Annotated in this window: 11 protein-coding genes; 9 read left to right on the top strand and 2 right to left on the bottom strand. The window is 40.4% G+C overall.

Annotation, left to right across the window (positions count from 1 at the left end; translation table 11 throughout):
• Nucleotides 1-17 precede the first annotated feature (17 nt).
• From C900_RS20510 to C900_RS20470, 9 genes are all read left to right on the top strand, one after another.
• Nucleotides 18-1,505: a RagB/SusD family nutrient uptake outer membrane protein gene (locus C900_RS20510; RefSeq protein WP_009582112.1), complete on the top strand. Its 1,488-nt coding sequence runs from the start codon at nt 18-20 to the stop codon at nt 1,503-1,505.
• Between the two features lie 17 nt (nt 1,506-1,522).
• Complete coding sequence (locus tag C900_RS20505) at nt 1,523-2,245, top strand: hypothetical protein (RefSeq protein ID WP_040497200.1); 723 nt, start codon at nt 1,523-1,525, stop codon at nt 2,243-2,245.
• A gap of 518 nt (nt 2,246-2,763) precedes the next feature.
• The gene (locus C900_RS20500; RefSeq protein WP_009582109.1) at nt 2,764-5,994 is read left to right on the top strand and encodes a SusC/RagA family TonB-linked outer membrane protein; all 3,231 of its coding nucleotides are present in this window, start codon (nt 2,764-2,766) and stop codon (nt 5,992-5,994) included.
• Between the two features lie 20 nt (nt 5,995-6,014).
• A complete protein-coding gene (locus C900_RS20495; protein ID WP_040497199.1) occupies nt 6,015-7,616 on the top strand; it encodes a SusD/RagB family nutrient-binding outer membrane lipoprotein in 1,602 nt (533 codons plus the stop codon).
• Between the two features lie 13 nt (nt 7,617-7,629).
• Nucleotides 7,630-8,580 (top strand): hypothetical protein, encoded by a 951-nt coding sequence (locus tag C900_RS20490; protein WP_009582107.1) that lies wholly within the window; start codon nt 7,630-7,632, stop codon nt 8,578-8,580.
• A gap of 85 nt (nt 8,581-8,665) precedes the next feature.
• Nucleotides 8,666-10,171 (top strand): IPT/TIG domain-containing protein, encoded by a 1,506-nt coding sequence (locus C900_RS20485; protein ID WP_009582106.1) that lies wholly within the window; start codon nt 8,666-8,668, stop codon nt 10,169-10,171.
• Between the two features lie 15 nt (nt 10,172-10,186).
• On the top strand, nt 10,187-12,580 hold the full coding sequence (locus C900_RS20480; protein ID WP_009582105.1) for a TonB-dependent receptor: 2,394 nt from the start codon (nt 10,187-10,189) through the stop codon (nt 12,578-12,580).
• Complete coding sequence (locus C900_RS20475) at nt 12,580-13,605, top strand: DUF4249 domain-containing protein (RefSeq protein ID WP_009582104.1); 1,026 nt, start codon at nt 12,580-12,582, stop codon at nt 13,603-13,605. The genes C900_RS20480 and C900_RS20475 overlap by 1 nt, the downstream gene beginning before the upstream one ends.
• 12 nt (nt 13,606-13,617) lie before the next feature.
• Entirely contained in the window at nt 13,618-14,325 is a 708-nt protein-coding gene (locus C900_RS20470; protein ID WP_040497198.1) for a hypothetical protein, read from the top strand.
• 351 nt (nt 14,326-14,676) lie between these two features.
• Here the strand turns inward: C900_RS20470 and C900_RS20465 are convergent, their stop codons facing one another.
• The gene (locus C900_RS20465) at nt 14,677-15,405 is read right to left on the bottom strand and encodes a PKD domain-containing protein (RefSeq protein ID WP_009582102.1); all 729 of its coding nucleotides are present in this window, start codon (nt 15,403-15,405) and stop codon (nt 14,677-14,679) included.
• Between the two features lie 8 nt (nt 15,406-15,413).
• A complete protein-coding gene (locus C900_RS28745) occupies nt 15,414-18,668 on the bottom strand; it encodes a T9SS type A sorting domain-containing protein (RefSeq protein WP_051052929.1) in 3,255 nt (1,084 codons plus the stop codon).
• Between the last annotated feature and the right edge of the window lie 285 nt (nt 18,669-18,953).

Genomic DNA, 18,953 nt, shown 5'->3' with positions numbered 1-18,953 from the left:
GTATAAATTAGAATATCATGAAAAAAATCGCAAAATATACACTAATATCTGTCATAACTTTGTTGATGGTAGCTTGTTCGGATGATTTTCTGGAGGAAAGGCCTACACAGTACCTCACTCAGGAGCAGGTGACTGAAGCCGCTCGATTAAATCCCGAGGTGATAGCAGGCAGTATGGCAGGCATTTATAGTTTGATGTATCAGACTGGGACAGGTGGAACAAATTTGGATCACAGAGATTTTGGTCAGAAATCATGGGATATTCAACTCGATATGCTAAGTGGTAACATGTCACTCAGTGTCAATACCTATGGCTGGTACAGAGACTTGACCCAGCTTACATTAATGGATGATTATACAGGTAATCTTCATTATATGCCGTGGCGCTATTACTATAGAATTATTCGTTCTGCTAATACTGTTATTGATGGTTTGGGAGGTCAGGATATTGTACCTGAACTTCAGGAAAACCAATGGACAATGGGACAAGCAAGGGTAATGAGAGCACACTCATATTTTTATCTTTCGCAACTTTATACAAGAGAATACAATGCCGGAAAAGCCATACTTCCTATCTATACAAGTACTTCGCAGGAAAATCAGGCAAAAAGCATTACTAGTGATGTTTTTGATTTGATCGTGAAGGATTTGGAAGAAGGTATAAGTTTGTTGGATGGTTATATGCGACCAACTAAAACCGAAGTTGATGCCAATATTGCAAAAGTTATACTTGCATATGCCCTTGCTTATCGCAATGAAGGAAATGATATGACCAGGGCAAAAGATCTGACTAATGAGGTAATTAATTCTGGTGGATATCCGCTTACTTCTACAGTAGCGCTCACCGGAGGATTTAACGATGTAAACACGCCAAGCTGGATGTGGGGAGTCGATCTGACATCAGATCAAGACCTTGATCTGGTTTCCTGGTGGGGACAGATCGATATTTATACTTATAGTTACGCGGCTGCAGGTGATGTAAAAGCAATAGACGCAGCTTTATATAGTTTAATATCCAACGATGATGTAAGAAAAGCACAATTTAACCCTGATGCTGGTACTTTTTATTTAACTCCGTATAATAAATTTTACGACCCGGACAGGAAGGTGAGTGGGCAACGTAACATAACTACGGATTACGTTTATATGAGGATTGAAGAAGCATATCTGCTATGTGCGGAGGCTGCTGCCAGAAGTGGTGACGAAGCGATGGCAAGAACACGCCTGAAGGAGATGCTTGAGAACCGGTTGCCTGATGTGTCTTATATCGATGGCCTTTCAGGAGACGCCTTAATGAATGAAATTTACAAGCAGATCAGAATTGAACTTTGGGGAGAAGGGAAGGCCTATTTAGCCATGAAGCGTAATAAATATAATGTTGTTCGTGGATCTAACTGGGCTTTTTCTCCGAATGTAATCATTGACTATAACGATACAAGGTTGATGTTTGAGATACCCCAAAGTGAGATCCAAAATAATCCGCTTCTTAATGACAATAATCATTGATCTTAAATAAGTTTATTATGAGACTTAACTATATTAGAAATATATCATTAGCAATGGTAGCCGCATCGGTTATTATGGCTTGTTCTGAGGAAGATGTTGAGAGGGCTGATTACATTGCCTTTGAAGGGAAAGCTGTTGAATTGGAAACCCCCTTGGATGGTTCTGGGGCCACTGAATATAAAGTATATACCACTGTAGTTGCTGGTTCTGATAGAACTTTTTCTATTCAGGTGGACAAAGATGCTACAACAGCAGATGCTGCTGACTATACTGTGCCTTCAACAGTAACAGTGCCTGGTGGCAGTAATGTTGGAACTTTTAGTGTTGAATCAGGCGCTACAAATATTGGAAAAAGCATTGTTCTGAAATTTGCACCAAATGAATCGACAATTGTTGGCTCTGTGATGCGCATTAATGTATTCGAAGAATGCAATGAAAACCTCCTTTTCCTTGATTTTCTTTTTGATGATTATCCAGAGGAAACAGCTTATGGCATCTTTGATGCAGAAGGTAATTGGGTAGCAGGCAATGCTGCTTATGGAGAATATGCAGGACTAACTCAAACTCGCGAGCGTATTTGTCTTCCAGATGGCTCGTACACTTTGGTAATTTATGATTCATATGGTGATGGTATACCTGGTGGCACATTCAACTTGAGGAATGTTTCAGATGGATCTGTATTGGCGTCTGGTGGAGGCGAATTCGGAACTTCTACTAGTGGAGAATTTACTTTGCCTTAAGGTTATATTGAATTGATAGGGACGGCTAACGTCCTGTGTATTTCAAGAAGAATGCCGCCTCTAAATCAGAGGCGGCTTTTCTTTGTGCGCCATGTATGCTGTATTAGTGCCCTGGGGCGGTGCCTTTGAAGCTACATCTGGTGGAGAGTTTTACCTTACCCTAATTTATACCAAAGATTGGACTGGAAAGAGAGCCTGTTTTTTTAAGAATGAAACCGCCTCAAAAGATAATTTTGATGCGTTTTTTTTTTTTGGAGGGACTATGTAATTGGGGAACGCCCTGCCTATTTTTTATTGATACTTGATATAAATAAAGTTATTTTTTATCTATTTTATTCATTTTTTTTATCTAAAATAATCAATTCAATACATTATTCTGTTTTATTGCTTTATTTCAAATAAAATTCCGCCATCCCTCTTTTTGCGTTATAATATTCTGAAAAATTTGGTTATGTCATAACCAAAGTATTATCTTGTCGGCAACCTAAATAAATATCTTTTAACCTAAACAAAACAATATGAAGAAGTTTTTACTGCTTAGTTTCATGTTGACGTTCGTGTTCTCTTTGGGGGAGACATGGGCTCAAGAACGTACCGTATCCGGTAAGGTAACCTCCATCGAGGATGGATCGGCCTTACCGGGTGTGAACGTAGTACTTAAGGGTACTACCATGGGTACCGTCACCGATGTTGACGGGAATTATTCGCTATCAGTGCCTTCGGAAGGAGGAACTATTGTATTTTCTTTTATTGGCCTCGCCACAGAAGAGGTTGCTGTGGGCACAAGGTCGGTAATTGATGTTCAGATGTCTCCGGATGTACAACAACTTTCTGAAGTTGTTGTAACAGCGGTGGGTATAGAGAGAGAAAAACGCTCGTTGGGTTATGCTATTACATCGGTAGATGCCCAAGCTGTTGAGAGAAGATCAGAGCCTGATATAGGAAGGATCCTGAATGGAAAGATTCCCGGAGTTAATATTACACCGGCAACGGGTGTCTCAGGTACAGGTACAAACATTATTATCCGCGGTTACTCATCAGTAAACCTTGACAATCAACCGTTGTTTGTAGTTGACGGTGTTCCTTTTAATACCAACACAAATACACAAGGAGGCTTTACAGGAGGATCATTGAATGCTTCGTCAAGATTTCTTGATATAGATCCTAATAACATTGCCAGCGTTGAGGTATTAAAAGGGTTAAGTGCAACTGTTAAATACGGAGAACAGGGTAGAAACGGGGTTATCCTTATTACCACAAAAGGAGGCAGGGCCGGATTTAATAAGCGACCATTTGAAGTATCCGTAACACAGAGCTACTTCAGAAATGAGATAGCTTCTTTACCTGAGTACCAAAACAGTTATGGAGCCGGTTTCCATCAGAGTGCCGGATTTTTCTTCAGTAACTGGGGAGCACACTTCGATGATATCGACAGTGTAAATCACCCGTATTCTGCATTTTCTAACCCTGATTTATTGGCGGCTTTTCCTGAATTTCAGGGCAAGCGATACGCCTACAAAGCTTACTCAGGTCCTGAGGACTTTTTCAGAAAAGGATCCATCTATAATACTTCGCTGAATTTTTCAGCAAATACTGAAAAGGCGACCTATAATGCCACTATCGGTTACAATAAAGAAGAGGGATTCGTTCCAAACAATGACCTGGAGCGTATTAACTTTGGTTTTGGTGTAAATACTCAGTTGACCGAACGGTTCAATGTGAATACAACAATGAACGTAGCATTAACAGAGACTTCTGCGCCACCACTTGGAGCTTCTACAGGTAGCAGTGCGGTGGGTGACGGATCTGCACTTTTTGCGAATGTTTTGTATACCCCAAGATCAGTTGATTTGATGGGACTGCCTTTTGAAAGTCCTATTGATAATAGAAGTGTTTATTATAGAGGAGGTAATGATATTCCTAACCCCAATTGGTTGGTTAAATATACAAGATCCAGCTCCGATGTACAGCGCTTTTTTGGTCGAACTGCACTAAGCTATGAAATCACGGATGAGCTTAGCGCTACCTATAGAGTAGGTATTGATAACTACAATGAGGCTCAGGAATACCTTATTAACAAAGGTATAGGCCCAGGCCCAGCCAACTCAAACCTGAACCTTGGTCTTTATCGAACAACAAGCGTCACCAACACTATCTGGAACCACGATTTCCTACTGGCTTATTCAAAGGATATTACTGAAGATCTCGGACTATCGGCTTTGGCAGGTGTTACAGCGCGTCTTGATAGATATTCACAAGATGGTATTGAGAGTACTGAGCAAAATGCATTTGGGTTTGTTGAACATGGAAATTTCGTAAACGCTTCCTCAACAAACAGCTTTACAGGCGGGGATTTACAATACGTGATTGAGGAGAATATTTACGGTGCTTATGCAGATGTTACACTCGATTTCAGAAATTTCCTTTACCTGAACCTTCAGGGAAGAAATGACTGGTCTTCTACTGTTGAAGAGGAAAATCAATCTAAATTCTATCCCAGTGCATCGCTGTCGTTCATCCCAACCTCAGCGTTTTCAGGCTTACAATCTGATATGGTTAACTTTATTAAGGTACGTGGTAGTTTTGCAACTGCTGCTGGTTTCCCCAATCCGTATAACACCAGAAGTTTGCTGTCTGCTAACTCCAGGGCTTTTGTCGATCTTGGTAGTAGTCCGGTAGCTACTAATGGTACTTCTAACAGACTGGGTAATCCTAAGTTGGGTCCCGAACTTCTTAAAGAGGTAGAGTTTGGTCTTGAAGCTAAATTTTTGAGAAACAGACTGGGTATTGATGTTACTCTATATAATAGAACTACCGAGGATTTGATCACCGATGTTCCTTTGGACCCCGCAACCGGCTATACTACTACACTGGCCAATATCGGGTCTATCGAAAATAAAGGTATTGAACTTGCGTTGACCGGAACACCACTTCAGATAGGGGCATTCCGATGGGACTTAATAGGTAATTTCTTTGCCTATAAAAGCGAAGTGACCGAACTTGCGGATGGACTGGATGTGATTGATATAGCTGGTTTTTCAGGATTTGCACTCAACTCTGCTATTAAGGGAGAACCATATAACGTGATCAGAACCACAGTAGCAGAAAGAGATCCTAATGGAAATATGATAGTAAATGCTAATGGAGACTATGAAGTTGCTAATGATGTAGCCATTACAGGCGATCCTAACCCAGACTGGACAGCCTCTTTGATCAGTAATATGTCCTGGAAGGGGATTAATTTCTCTATGCAGTGGGATTATCGCAAAGGGGGAGATATCTTCTCCATTACTGCGGGAGCCGTTGTTGGACGTGGTTTGGCTAAGTCGACTGAATTTGACAGAGAGCAAACAGTAATATTGCCAGGTGTCAGACAGGATGGGGTAGATGGTGATGGTAACCCGGTTTATGTTCCTAATGATATCCAGATCACAGCTACAGATGCTTATTTCAATAATATAGGTTTTGGTCCTGGGGAACTTCGTGTGTTTGATGGGTCAACGATACGTTTACGCGAGATATCGTTAGGTTATGACCTGCCTAAAACCATTCTTGATAAGACTCCCCTAAATGGTGTTAATGTGACCTTTAGTGGTAACAACTTGTGGTTTTTAGCATATAATTTCCCTAAGGATTTGAATTTTGATCCTGAAGTTATGGGGACAGGTGTGGGCAACGGTTTGGGATTGGATTTCCTTACCGGTCCTAGTGCTAAAAGGTATGGAGTTTCTTTGAAAGTCACTTTCTAGGCATATAAAATTATATAGAAATGAAGAAATTATTTAAAATATTTATATTGTGTGCGAGTGTATTCGTGGTAACATCTTGTGAGTTAGACAAGCAGGATAGCCCAAATGCGCTTTCACCGGAACAAGCGAATGTTGATTTCATGCTGAATGGTTTGCAGATCACTTTTCGCGATGTCGTGTATAATTTGCAAACAAGAGGTCAGGAGCTGACACGGATGCAGAATATGTTTGGCTCTACTTATGGCAATGCATATTTCCCTACTACTTTTAACGGACCATGGACAAATGCATATGCTAACTTACTAGTAGACGCAAAGGTGTTAATTCCCCTTGCTGAGGAAAGGGAGTTGTATCATCATGCCGGGATAGCCCAGGTACTTCAGGCATATACTTTAGTAATACTGGTGGATAATTTTGGGGATGTTCCCTATTCTGAGGCGTTGGATGCTACAAACTTTAATCCAAAGGTAGATGATGATGAGGAGATATACGCTGAGGCGCTGGCCATGTTGGATCGTGGTATTGCTAACCTGAAAAAGACCCCTTTGGCGGTTCCAAAGACTGACCTCTACTTTGGTGGAGATGAGGATAACTGGATATCTCTGGCGAAGACACTCAAATTGAAGATGTATTTACAGACACGCCTGGTGGATGATGTAGCAAGTGAAATACAGGCACTGATCAATGATGGAGATTTGATATTTGATGCCTCCCAGGCGTTTTTGTTCCAATACAGCACTACGGATCAAAATCCTGATTCCAGACATCCCGATTTCAGCGGCAATTATGTTGGGGGAGCTTCTGACTATATGTCTAACTATTTTATGGGGGTATTATATACTGAGAAGGCAGTGGAAGATCCAAGAATGAGGTATTATTTTTATCGACAGTCAACCACTACGCCGACCAGCCCGCAGATATTACCGTGTATTAATAGAAGTGCACCTCCGCATTATCCTTTCGGTACAACATTTTGTGCCGTTGGCAATGGGTACTGGGGGCGTGATCACTTAGATGATGATGGTATTCCCCCGGATACGGAGTTAAGGACTATTTTTGGGGTATATCCTGCTGGCGGACAGTATGATGCTGACCAGGGTACTTTAGGTCAGGCCTCGAGTGGTTTGGCCGGGGCCGGCATCTTACCTATTTATATGCATTTCTTTACAGATTTTATGTTGGCAGAAGCTGCCCTTACTATACCCGGAGTAGGCGGCAATCATCGTGACCTTTTAGAAAATGGTATTCGGGCATCTATCGATTACGTAATGGACTTTGGTGCATCCATTGCCACTACAAATATTCCGTCTCAGGCTACTATCGATTCTTATGTAGCCGAGGTATTGTCGGATTATGATGCCGCGGATAACAATGGGAAATTGGCTATTATCATTAAGGAATTTTATATATCAGCCTGGGGAAATGGTTACGAAGCCTACAATTCTTATAGGAGGACAGGATACCCTACTGATCTTCAGCCTACCTTGTTGCCTAGTCCCGGTGATTTCTATAGAAGCTTGATCTATCCACAAGCGTTTGTTGATAGAAACAATCAGGTAAGCCAGAAACCTAATCATAAGGTTCAGGTATTTTGGGATCCAGGTACAATTTCTTTAGACTAAATTGAAAAATACGATGAAACATATAAATAAACTTTTGATAGGACTATTTGTGTTGTCATTTGCTTCATGTGGTGATCCCGATCTGCCTTACGATGAAGAAACAATACAAAATACGAATGGCGCATTTCTAAGGGTCATTGACATTCCTTCAGGAACCTACGACTTCTTTAATTTGGCTGATTCCGAATTTGAGATAGAGTTTGAGGCGTTTGATGTGCAAAAAGGTGGATTACTACAGTCAGTTGATATGACAGTAAGATTTATTGATAATACACCAGCCAATGGTAATTCGTCTACTGATTTTGAGGACGTAGAGACTATACCGGCATCACAGTTCAGCAAAGATCCAGACACCGGGCTGCCCAGAATCTTTAAGTCGTATAATGCGGTTGATATGATGGATCTTTTGGGATTGACAGCGGCGGATGTTGAAGGTCAGGACGTTTTCCAGTTCGAGTGGACACTCAACATGACTGACGGTCGATCTTATAACAGGCATAACAGTAGTAACTCAGTAGAAGGTGAAACTTTCTTTAGCTCTCCTTTTATCTACAATGTTAATGTGGTTTGCCAGTTGGTAAATGGTTTTGCTACCGGGGCTTATTACATTGAACAGCAAAATGCAGGTCTGTTTGGACAGGTATTTGCGGATCAAGAGGTGGAATTAGTAGCCACAGGTAATACAACAAGAACTCTAGACGCTGTTTATCTTGAGCAGTTTGCCATAGGAAATGGTCCGATGACGCTCCGGTTTAGCCTGGTCTGCGGCAGTGTTCTTGTTCCTGCCAACCAGGCAACAGGTTTGGGGTGTGGCGGTAACAGCCTGCTGATTGGTCCACCTAATACAAACGGAGACTTCGATTTTTCAGATGATAGTGAGTTCACTTTGCGTATCATGGAAAATACCGGGTCTGCTTGTGGAGGTGGTCCTGTAGAGGTTGAGTTTATATTAACTAAGTTATAGGCACGTATCCTTTTAAAAAAGAGCCATTTCATATTCAACTGAAGTGGCTCTTTTCTTTTTGTTTTAGATCCAGCACATTTAAATTATGCATATCAGAATTTTTGGGCTTTCCTGTTGGTCTTCCCCAGAGCTCACCTATTTATTTCTTTTTACTTTAGCTTCCTTATTTTTAGTTTCCTGTGAGGAAGAGGAATATCCGGATACAGTAGTGCTTACTGAGCAGAAGCTTTACCTCAGCGCAGAGGTTGCCAGGCTTTCTGGTAGGGTAGTTTCTAGTGGTGGAAGTATTGATGACCACGGCTTTTTTATCAGCGAATCTGAAACTTTTAACAATAAGCAGATTGTCTCGCTGGGGAATAAGGAAGGCGTAGGACGTTTTATAGGGGAAGTGAATGATCTCAAACCAAGAACTGGTTATTTCGCACGTGCCTTTGCTTTGGTTAAAGGGCAAACATTTGAAGGGAATACGGTTTTTGTTAAAACATTGACCTCTTCTATCCTCAATTTCTCACCCCTGTTCGGAGAAGGAGGAGGAGAATTGATCATTAACGGATCAAATTTTACCAAAGAGACTAAAGTTTTTTTCGGAGGTGTTGAAACGGAAATTGAAGACATAAAATTTGAATCGCAGATCAAATTAAAAGTCCCTCCTATTACAAATGATCCGACTCCTTTCATTAAAGTTGTCGTGGGAGATACTACGATGACTTTTACAACCCCATATGAATATGTTGTCGGAAAATGGAGCCACGAGAGTTCTTTTGTAGATACCAATGTGATTACTGAGGCTGTTTCTATTACCCATCAAAATCAGTTTATTTTTGGTTTGGGTAAGAATGCAAATGAAGAAAATAATCCCTTCATATGGTCTTACAACCTGGATATGGGTATATGGAGTGAGCTGGCGGTTTTTGATAATAGTGAAACAACACGAGCCCCCTTTTCAGTTGGCAACTTTTTTGGTGGAGGCGGATTTTCGCTAGGGTTGACTCCTGTTTTTAGAAATAGTTTTTGGCAATATCAGAACGATGCTCTTCAAAAAGTAGGAGAACTACCCTTTCAGCTCAGAAACGCTATAGGTGTGAAAATTAATGATCAGTTATATGTTTTTGGTGGTCAGGATATTTCCGGGGCCAGCCGGAAAATGTATAGTTACGATATTAATAATAATATATGGCAGCAATTGACCGATATTCCTTTTGAAGCTGATGTATCATATGGTCACTTTGTTTATAAATCAAATATATATGTCGTTGATCACTTCACGGGTGATCTTTGGGAGTACGATTATACCTTGAGAAAATGGTCCAGGCTGATAAAAATGCCTGTTCCTGTTGATAAGAATGGTATATATCATGTAGTAGGTGACAAACTGTTCTTCGGTTTATTTCCTTTAAAATCCCACTTGTGGAGATTAGACATGGAAACTTTGGAACTCAGGCCTTTCAATAGATATCCTGCATCTGGTGGTGATCTCACTATAGCCAGTTTTACCTATGGCAGCAAGATATATGTGTTGCGAAGAAAGTTTTCCAGCTCCGAGGAAATACTTCCCATGGAACTCTGGAGCTTCGATCCCTCCGACTTTTAAAATATAGATGCAATCATGAGATTTACATATATTTTTTTTATTGCACAACTTTTATTTGCCAACCTGATCTTTGCACAGGACATTATTACTATTGGTAATCGTAAAACCGGCGATACTCATACGCTCAAAGGCAAGGTGGTAGATGTCGATAGCAGGGAGTTATTGGTGGGGGTCAATATTGTGGTTGACGAAACTAAGAAGGGTGTTATTACAGATATAAATGGTTCGTTCGAACTGGAACTGGATTTCGGTAGAATATACAGTCTGCATATCAGTTACATAGGGTATGAGAAAAGTGTTGTTCCTGTTTTGATCAAGGGCAACGGCTCTATTAAAGTGGAATTAAGGTCCTCCTCTCTGGAGTTAAATGAGGTGGTAGTTTCTGGAGAAGCTGCTGATGTAAATGTTAAAAGCACGGACCTGGGAAGGAGTGTGCTGACACTGGAGACGATAAAGGAACTGCCTAAAATAGGAGGGGAAACAGACATTTTTAAGACGATAACTCTGCTGCCCGGGGTGAGTTCCGTAGGAGAAGCCTCATCGGGGTTAAACGTTAGAGGGGGTAATTTCGATCAAAACCTTGTGTTGTTTGCAGAAATACCCTTATATAATCCATCTCACATGTTTGGTTTCTTTTCCGGGATCAATTCAGATGTGATCAGTGACCTTACTATCTATAAAGGTACCATACCGGCTAAGTTTGGAGGTAGGTCTTCGGCAGTGGTAAAGATCGATCAAAGTCCGGGAAGCTTTACAAAGTGGAGGGGAACTGCAACGGCAGGCATTATTTCTTCAAAGCTTAAAGTTGACGGGCCTGTTGTGCCGGAGAAACTGTCGATATCGGTTGCTGGACGGGTCTCGTATGTAAACTGGCTGTTAAACACAGTTAAAAATGCTGATTTTCGCAATAGTTCGACTTCTTTTTATGATGTGAACGCAGGTCTCACTTATAGTCCGGGTAATAGTGATGTTATCAAATATGCTTTTTACCGCAGCTTTGATGAGTTCAATCTGGCCAGCGACACGGTCAACCAATGGATAAATATGGGGCAGAGCCTGAGTTGGAGTCATAGTTTTAGCGATAAACTGATGTCGGAGATGGTAGTATTCGATAGCAGGTACAACTTTTCGATAAATAATAACACAGGAGCCAGTAAATTTGATTTGTCTTCTGAAATAATTGACAGGTCGGTAAAGCTTAATTTCGACTATAAAATTGAAGATACAAATTTGTTGAACATTGGGGCGCAGACTACATACAGAAGCATTGATCCTGGTGAGATACGTCCTGTTGGGGAGTCCAATATTAATTATAAAAAGATCATGGATGAACAGGCCATTGAAGCAGCAGTGCATTTTTCTCACGATATCCAGATAGGAAGGTTTTTGGGGCTTACTTACGGTGTCAGGTACAATGTCTACAAATATTTGGGCGAGAGAGCAGTCAATGAGTATGATCCGCTTTTACCCCGGTCTGAAGAGAGTATCATTTCTAATGAGTATTTTAACAAAGGCGATGTGATCTATGACTATGATGATTTTTTACCCAGGCTCGGCCTGAGAATATCGTTTAATGAGACCACCTCTCTGAAACTTGGCTATAGTGAGATGAATCAGTTCATCCAGGTGATCACCAATACCGCTTCTATCAGCCCGGTTAACATATGGAAGTTGAGTGATGGGTTTACCGGAGTTCAGGAAGTAAGCCAGTATTCCGTGGGATTATTCAAAAACCTGTTCGATAACAGCATCGAAACATCAATAGAAGCTTATTATAAAGACATAGACAATGTGATCGACTATAAAGATGGAGCGGATCTTTTGCTCAATGACAACCTGGAAACAGAGCTGCTCATTGGTGAGGGTGAGGCGTATGGAATAGAGTTTTACCTGAAAAGGAATAAGGGAAAGGTTCGGGGGTGGGTAAGCTATACGTACTCGAGAAGCTTAAGAAAGGTAGAAGGAGCATATGAGCAAACCAGAATAAACAATGGGAAGTGGTTTCCCTCAAATTTCGACAAGCCTCACGACTTTACCGCGGTTTGCAACTATATGCCTAACCCCTTCCTGACCCTCTCGACCATATTCACATATAGTACCGGCCGACCGGTGACGTTGCCCTCGGCGAAGTTTGAGTATATGGACCAACAACTGGCATACTTTGACTCCCGGAATGGTAGCAGAATACCTGACTATCACAGGTTAGACCTTTCTATCACTTTTAAAAGCAGATCAACAAAAAAGGTATTTAACGGAGAATGGAATTTTACTGTTTACAACGTGTATGGAAGACAAAATGCTTATTCTGTGTTCTTTGATGACAGGCCAGGCAGTCCTCCCCAGGCATATAAGTTATCAGTGCTCAATGCTCCCTTTCCTTCACTTAGCTACACATTAAACTTCAATTGATGAGAAAAACAGTTCAAAGCTTCTTGTTGTTTTTGATACTTACCGCTTGTGTAGAGCCTATCAACCTGAAACCTGAAGAGGCGGTGGAGATCCTGGTTGTTGAAGGGGGTATTACCAATATTCCCGGGAGGCACTTAGTAGAGCTTACCATGACTACCAGGTATGGTGATGTCTTTGACGGTGTCAATAAAAGAGTGGACAACGCGCTTGTTTCCGTCAGAGATGATTCGGGCAATACCGTCCTGTTTGAAAATCTGGATAACGGTGTTTATCAAAGCCCCGAAAACTATATGGCAGAAGTTGGCAGAAGCTATACGCTTTTGATAGAGACAGCCGATGGAGTCCGGTATAATTCCATACCTCAGGAAATAGTTCCTGTGCCTGCTATGGAGGAGATACGAACTGAATTTGTGAAGATAGCCACTGCTGATCCGAACAAGTTTATAACGGGCATGGACGTGATCGTTGAGTTTAATGACCCAATGGACAATAACTTTTATTTATGGGAAAGCAGGGGAGTATATGAAGTCAATGCCAGACCAGATTTGCATTTGGATGAGTTCGGTCAGCCCGATCCGTTGCCCTGCTGCGAAAAATGCTGGGTAACAGAGGTTACTGATAACTCGCTACGCCTGCTAAACGATGTCAATTCTAATGGTCAGTTGCAGGAGGTAAAGGTGGCATTTATCGAAGATGATGGTATTAGGTTCAGCGGTGGCTACTATGTAAAGATTAGTCAAATGGCAATTTCCAGAGAAGCGTTTGATTTTTACAAGGTTTTAGATCAGCTCTTAAGCATTAACGGAGACCTTTTTGACCCACCACCTGTGATAATTCGAGGAAATATTGTAAATTTAGACAACCCTGATGAAAATGTAATAGGTTTGTTCAGGGCAGCGGCCGTAGTGCAGGATTCTATATTCATCCGTCCGGACATGCTGGATGAGAGGAAAGAGGCAGTACTAAGAAACGACTGCCGAAACTATAAAAACGGAACAGTGGAACGGCCGGAATTTTGGTATTAATCGATAGTAAAGATGAAAATTACATTTATTTTAATTGTGGTTATGCTTTCAGGAGTTGCCAATGCACAGAATTCACAGGTAACCACCAATCGAATGCATCAAAATCAGGCTTCATTGGGCAATGGAGTTAAAATTGGTGAAAATTTATACACCTCTATTCCTGAGCCTAAAGAGCTGGAAGGAAACCCCTACCTCTATGAAGATTGGTACAGGGGGAAGATATTTTTCAAACAAGGAGGTGATTCTGTGGTTTCCAACCAAATTAAATACAACTTGTTTACTAACTACATTGAGATATTTGTTGACAAACAGCCACGCGGAGTAGATGCGGTATTGATCAATAAGTTTGAGTTAACAGATCATATGTCAGAATCTCATATTTTTTTGGCTTGTACTGAAATTGATGCCGAGAATATACCAAAGGCCGGGTTTTGCGAGGTTTTAGTGGATAATACTATAAGTTTGGTAAGAAAGCCTTTTATCAACATTAAGCCTGCAAACTATGACCAGGCATTGATGGTGGGCAATAGAAACGATAAAATACTCAATAAGGAAGAGTTTTACGTTTTATATGAAGGGAAAGGTTACTTGATTAAGAACAAACGCTCTATGAAGGATTTTCTCGATGTAGTAGGGCTACGGGATAAAATAAAAGTTGGGGGGATAGACGCTGACGGAATACAGGACTTGGTATATAAAATGAATCAGTTGAAAAAATAGTACAATAGGGAATTCAATGCTACTAAGTTAAGACCGTCATCCTATTCCGATTTTATAACTGTCTTTCTTAGGGAACGCTTTTCTTAATTTAATAGCATTCAATAGGGGTTCCTTATTTTTGTTATCAATGCAAGAATAGCGAGTGTTCTGCTTTTTGAGGTCAACACACTTCTGCACAGCGATTTTAAAAAGTTACTAACCCTTTCGCTCCTTTCGTATTTCAATAGAAAACCTTATGTGGCTTTAAGAAGGTAACAGTGTAAAGCTCGTTTTTGTGTCGCCGTTTGTCAGAGCAAGGGCTTAATTCTCCGAAAATGTGAATTAAGTCATTTTGAAACAGGTGGCTCTGGTCTACAACTTAAAGTCAATTTGAAAGCTAAAATCGTTAGTGGTCTCCCCAAGGTGATTTTTAGTTTCTGAAATTATAATTCGCCCCTCATCAGCCGTATAATCAGGAGGGTTGATTGTAGCGGGATTAAATACTGCCCCAAACACTAAAGTATCATTCGTGTCAAAAATTCCATAAGGATGTTTGTCTTCTATTAACATTAGAAACCAGTTAGACCCATTAAACTCGCCTAAATTTACCGGCCCTCCCATAGGCAATGTATGTCCGGACGGCAATTGAAATACAAAAGCATTTTGTAAGTTGTCAGATTCGCCTATAAACAAAAATTTCTGGGCCGGAAGTGTTATTGCGCTCGATGTTATCAATAATTGGGTCATAAATCTGTAGCCTACCTTTATTTCTCTGGAATAGGTGGATTTATCTCCGAGCTCGTTATAGGCTACAAGTGTTATTGTATAATAGCCTTTCTTTTCATATTTATGATTAGGACTGATAATTGTACTTGTTGAACCATCTCCAAAGTCCCATTCATACCGCACAGCGTTTTTGCTGTCATTACGCATGTGGATTATATCTGTGAAATCAAAAACCGGGTATCCTCCTTCAACTTTCCGTATAGCTCCTATGCCAAAATAAGCTTCCGGCATCGCCGGGCCAGGATCTTTATCGCCACATGAAAAAATAGAGACTGTAGCTAAAAAATATAAAACTTTTAATTTGAACGTTCTCACGATAAACCTTATTTTGAAATTATAAATCTCGATTTAAATAATTGATCATCGGTCTGTACCAATAACAAATAAATTCCGTCACTCAAATAGCTGATATCTTCTTGCCAGACCTGCTTATTACTTAAAGTTTTTAATATTTGTTTTCCACTGACCTCCAATATGCGTATTTCAGACTTACTTTTTTGTTGCAGTAGATTGACATTTAAAAAATTAGATTGGTCAATCCAATAGATAATATTTTCTTGCTTTTTGGATTTTTCATTCCCAACTATGACCACCCCGCTTGCATATTTAAGTCGTAATACATTAGATGCTATATTTCCCACATCCATAATATTGAAAGCAACATCAGCCGGAACCTGTAAGACTATATCTTTTTCGATGGGTATAAGGTCGAAGGTGAAGTGATCATAATTTCCCGTAAAATTGCTCACCTTACCACCAGCAATATCGATATCCGTTTCGGTAAAACATAAAGCATCTAAGGCCAGGCAAGATATAGGATCAGTCTGAAAATTAAATACAGGATCATCCAGATAAATATTTATAGAGGTGACTCCATTGATCTCGGAGCCTGATGAAGAAACAAGTTCTACGGTAGGTGGTGATTTGTCAACAAGAAAAAAGTATTCAGCATACGGATTGCCTAATCCACTTTCATTGAGAACTGAATTTTCGAGAAGGTATAGCTCCACCAGGGTTTCGGGGTAAGAGGGCAATACTACAGTCAATTCATAAGATGTTTCACTTAGCTTTGTCACTGAATGACCTGCTGCGCCATAAACCTGTACATGTTTTTCTGAAAAGCTCTGAACAGGCTCACTGAATGAAAACAACGCAACTATTTCTGTAACCTCTTCAAGGTATATATATTGCTCTTGCTCAGAGGAAATATCGACAGTCAGAGGTGTTGGGTCAAATCGGATCTTCAATTTATTTGAAGATATATTTCCATTTCCGGCCGCATCGTAAAAACTATTTTGAGGAAATGAAGCATATGCTATGCCTTCATCCAATGTTATATTAAGTATGGCGGAATACATTGTACCTCTCCCTGTTAAAGACGCCAGCGATGCTCCTTCCAGGTTTAAATTGATGTTGCCCGAATTCAAAACAACCGGTTCGCTTAACAAAATATCTACATTAACATTAGGAGAGGTGTAGAGCTTATCGGTAAAAACAAGTTCGGCTGTAGGTGGCGTAACATCGTAGACTAATACAATTGAATCAGCTTCAGGATTACGGGTTCCTGCCATATCCATAGCGGCATTTTCGGGAACAGACACTATGATTTCTCCTTCATAAAGCGCTTTTAAGCTCAGGTGATATTCTTGCCCATCCGTGGTTTCAAAACCGACAAGCTCTGCCCCGCCTGAGATCAGGATATCTTCTTCAGTAAAATCGCTAACAACTTCTCTCCATTGAGCGGTTACAGTTATAGTATCATTATTGAAGAATGCTGATTGCGTAATTAAATTAACTGAAGGCGGTATAATATCATAAACCACTTCAATATGATTGGATTCGGGCATAGGGTTACGAGCCAGGCTGTATGCGGCATTACGCCTCAGGTAAAAATTAACTACCGTTTCTCCACTTGTGGGACGAAGCTTTAATTGCAGGTGCTCCAGTGTATCTGCCGGAGTGTTCTCAAGGCTAACTGGAAAATAATTTTCTCCTTCAAATGACCCTTTATTTACATTTGTCACCGGTTCGCTAAATTGAATATCTACCAATAGGGAGTCGCCACCGGGAGTATAACCTAAATTTGATACGACAGCAACAGGAATTGATGCTTCAAAGGTGGTATATATAGTATTTGACGCACTATTTCCGTTGGTTGCGTCATCTGTAACAGTGTTTTCCGGGATGCTTATAGCGTAACTATTATTTCCATTGGGCCAGACCTCCAACTGATAAGTATCTCCACTTCCGGAGATATTTAAAAGGTAACTGGCCGGTTCAACGGAAACATCTTCTATTGTGAAATTATGAACAGTTTCACTAAATACAACATCTATAATGATTGGGTATTGATCAGTTGGGTTGGTGGCGCTTGTAGTCAGGTTAACTGTTGGAGCTATTCCGTCATACTCAAATACTAGTTCATTGGAAGCCAAATTACCTTCCATACTTGAATTAAAAACTACATCCTGCGGGACCTGTATCGAGACAGTGGCATCAGGAACAGGAGATATCTCTGCAATGTATATAATTTGCTTTCCTAATACCTCAACATTATGCCCATCGTAATCGGCAATATAAGCATTTCCATTTTTGTCAATAGATATATCTCTGGCGTTACTTATAACATTAAAATTTCTGTTATTTAAAACACTTCCTTGTAGATCAAGCTTTAGAAATTTATTGCTAAACACAAGGTAAATATTGCCGCTGTCATCAAAGTCTATGCCTGACTTTGGCGGCACGTAGTTATCCGAGTATAATATTTCAAGAAGATCAGCATGCTGATCATATAGATATACCGAGTGCATGTTTACATCTAACCACCCATATTTTGTAATTGTATAGTTGTAAACGACTGCTACCATGTCATTCCACGTACTAACTTCTGCTGATGTATTTGATACCGGATACCAGCTTGAAAGGGTTGGCCTAACTGCTCTGACCAGGTCTCCGCTTTTAGAAAAAATTCGCAATCGGTGATCGGAGTCCGCTACGTAAATATAATACTCATTAACACTGATGCTTTTAGGATAGATCAAATCCCCTTCTCCAAATGAGTAAATATATTCACCCGCAGTATTAAAAACCTGTACCCTGTGATTTTGAGTGTCTGCGATAAATATGCTGTCATTTCTGATATCAATGCCTTGTGGTCTGTTGAATTGCCCTTCACCTGCGCCTGATCCACCAAAATCAAATAGAAAATCATAGTTACTATCGAAAACTTGTATCCGGTCGTTTTCCTGATCAGATACATAGATCTTTCCATCCTGATCTACATCAAGACCCCTGGGGTTTGAGAAGTTTCCCTGTTCATTTCCATGTACCCCTATAGTTGTCAGGTGGTTGAATGCAATAATGGAATCCAAATGATCAGCGGATCCGTTGTTGACCTGAAAGTCGGAACTTTCAAGTCCGGTTACCACTTCGGAAAATGTTGCAGACACTGTTATTGTACTGTTGTTATGACCACCGAAATCAGCCGATAAAGAAGCAGTAGGTTGCGCCACCACACTACAGTAAAAACAAGCAATAAACGGTGATAAAAGAAACTTTTTGAAAATTTGATTTCTCATTTTTGATGGAAACAGGAATAAATATGCAATATAATAGAAAAAACAATTAATTATAACGTTTTTTAATGCTTGTTTGTAAGAAAACTCTAAGTGGCTTTAAGAAAACGTTCCCGCCAAAGGGCGGGATGAAGTGCCAAAAAGCGGAGTCCCGTACAGTTGTTACAGTTGTCGGGAAGAGCATTTTTGGGGCGAGCATAACGCAGACATTGACGTTTTCTTAGAGACACTACTTAATAAGAGTATCAGTTGAGTTAACGCTGTTACATAACCAAACCCGTTTTGCTG

This window comes from Fulvivirga imtechensis AK7, from assembly GCF_000331535.1.
Taxonomy (GTDB): domain Bacteria; phylum Bacteroidota; class Bacteroidia; order Cytophagales; family Cyclobacteriaceae; genus Fulvivirga; species Fulvivirga imtechensis.
Note: the sequence above shows the minus strand (reverse complement) of the source record. Positions and strands in the feature narration are given on the sequence as shown.

What these genes read in the sequence shown, in the direction of transcription:
- C900_RS20510 (WP_009582112.1), top strand. Translation starts at nt 18, where the DNA reads ATGAAAAAAATCGCAAAATATACACTAATATCTGTCATAACTTTGTTG.
- C900_RS20505 (WP_040497200.1), top strand. Translation starts at nt 1,523, where the DNA reads ATGAGACTTAACTATATTAGAAATATATCATTAGCAATGGTAGCCGCA.
- C900_RS20500 (WP_009582109.1), top strand. Translation starts at nt 2,764, where the DNA reads ATGAAGAAGTTTTTACTGCTTAGTTTCATGTTGACGTTCGTGTTCTCT.
- C900_RS20495 (WP_040497199.1), top strand. Translation starts at nt 6,015, where the DNA reads ATGAAGAAATTATTTAAAATATTTATATTGTGTGCGAGTGTATTCGTG.
- C900_RS20490 (WP_009582107.1), top strand. Translation starts at nt 7,630, where the DNA reads ATGAAACATATAAATAAACTTTTGATAGGACTATTTGTGTTGTCATTT.
- C900_RS20485 (WP_009582106.1), top strand. Translation starts at nt 8,666, where the DNA reads ATGCATATCAGAATTTTTGGGCTTTCCTGTTGGTCTTCCCCAGAGCTC.
- C900_RS20480 (WP_009582105.1), top strand. Translation starts at nt 10,187, where the DNA reads ATGAGATTTACATATATTTTTTTTATTGCACAACTTTTATTTGCCAAC.
- C900_RS20475 (WP_009582104.1), top strand. Translation starts at nt 12,580, where the DNA reads ATGAGAAAAACAGTTCAAAGCTTCTTGTTGTTTTTGATACTTACCGCT.
- C900_RS20470 (WP_040497198.1), top strand. Translation starts at nt 13,618, where the DNA reads ATGAAAATTACATTTATTTTAATTGTGGTTATGCTTTCAGGAGTTGCC.
- C900_RS28745 (WP_051052929.1), bottom strand. Translation starts at nt 18,668, where the DNA reads ATGAGAAATCAAATTTTCAAAAAGTTTCTTTTATCACCGTTTATTGCT.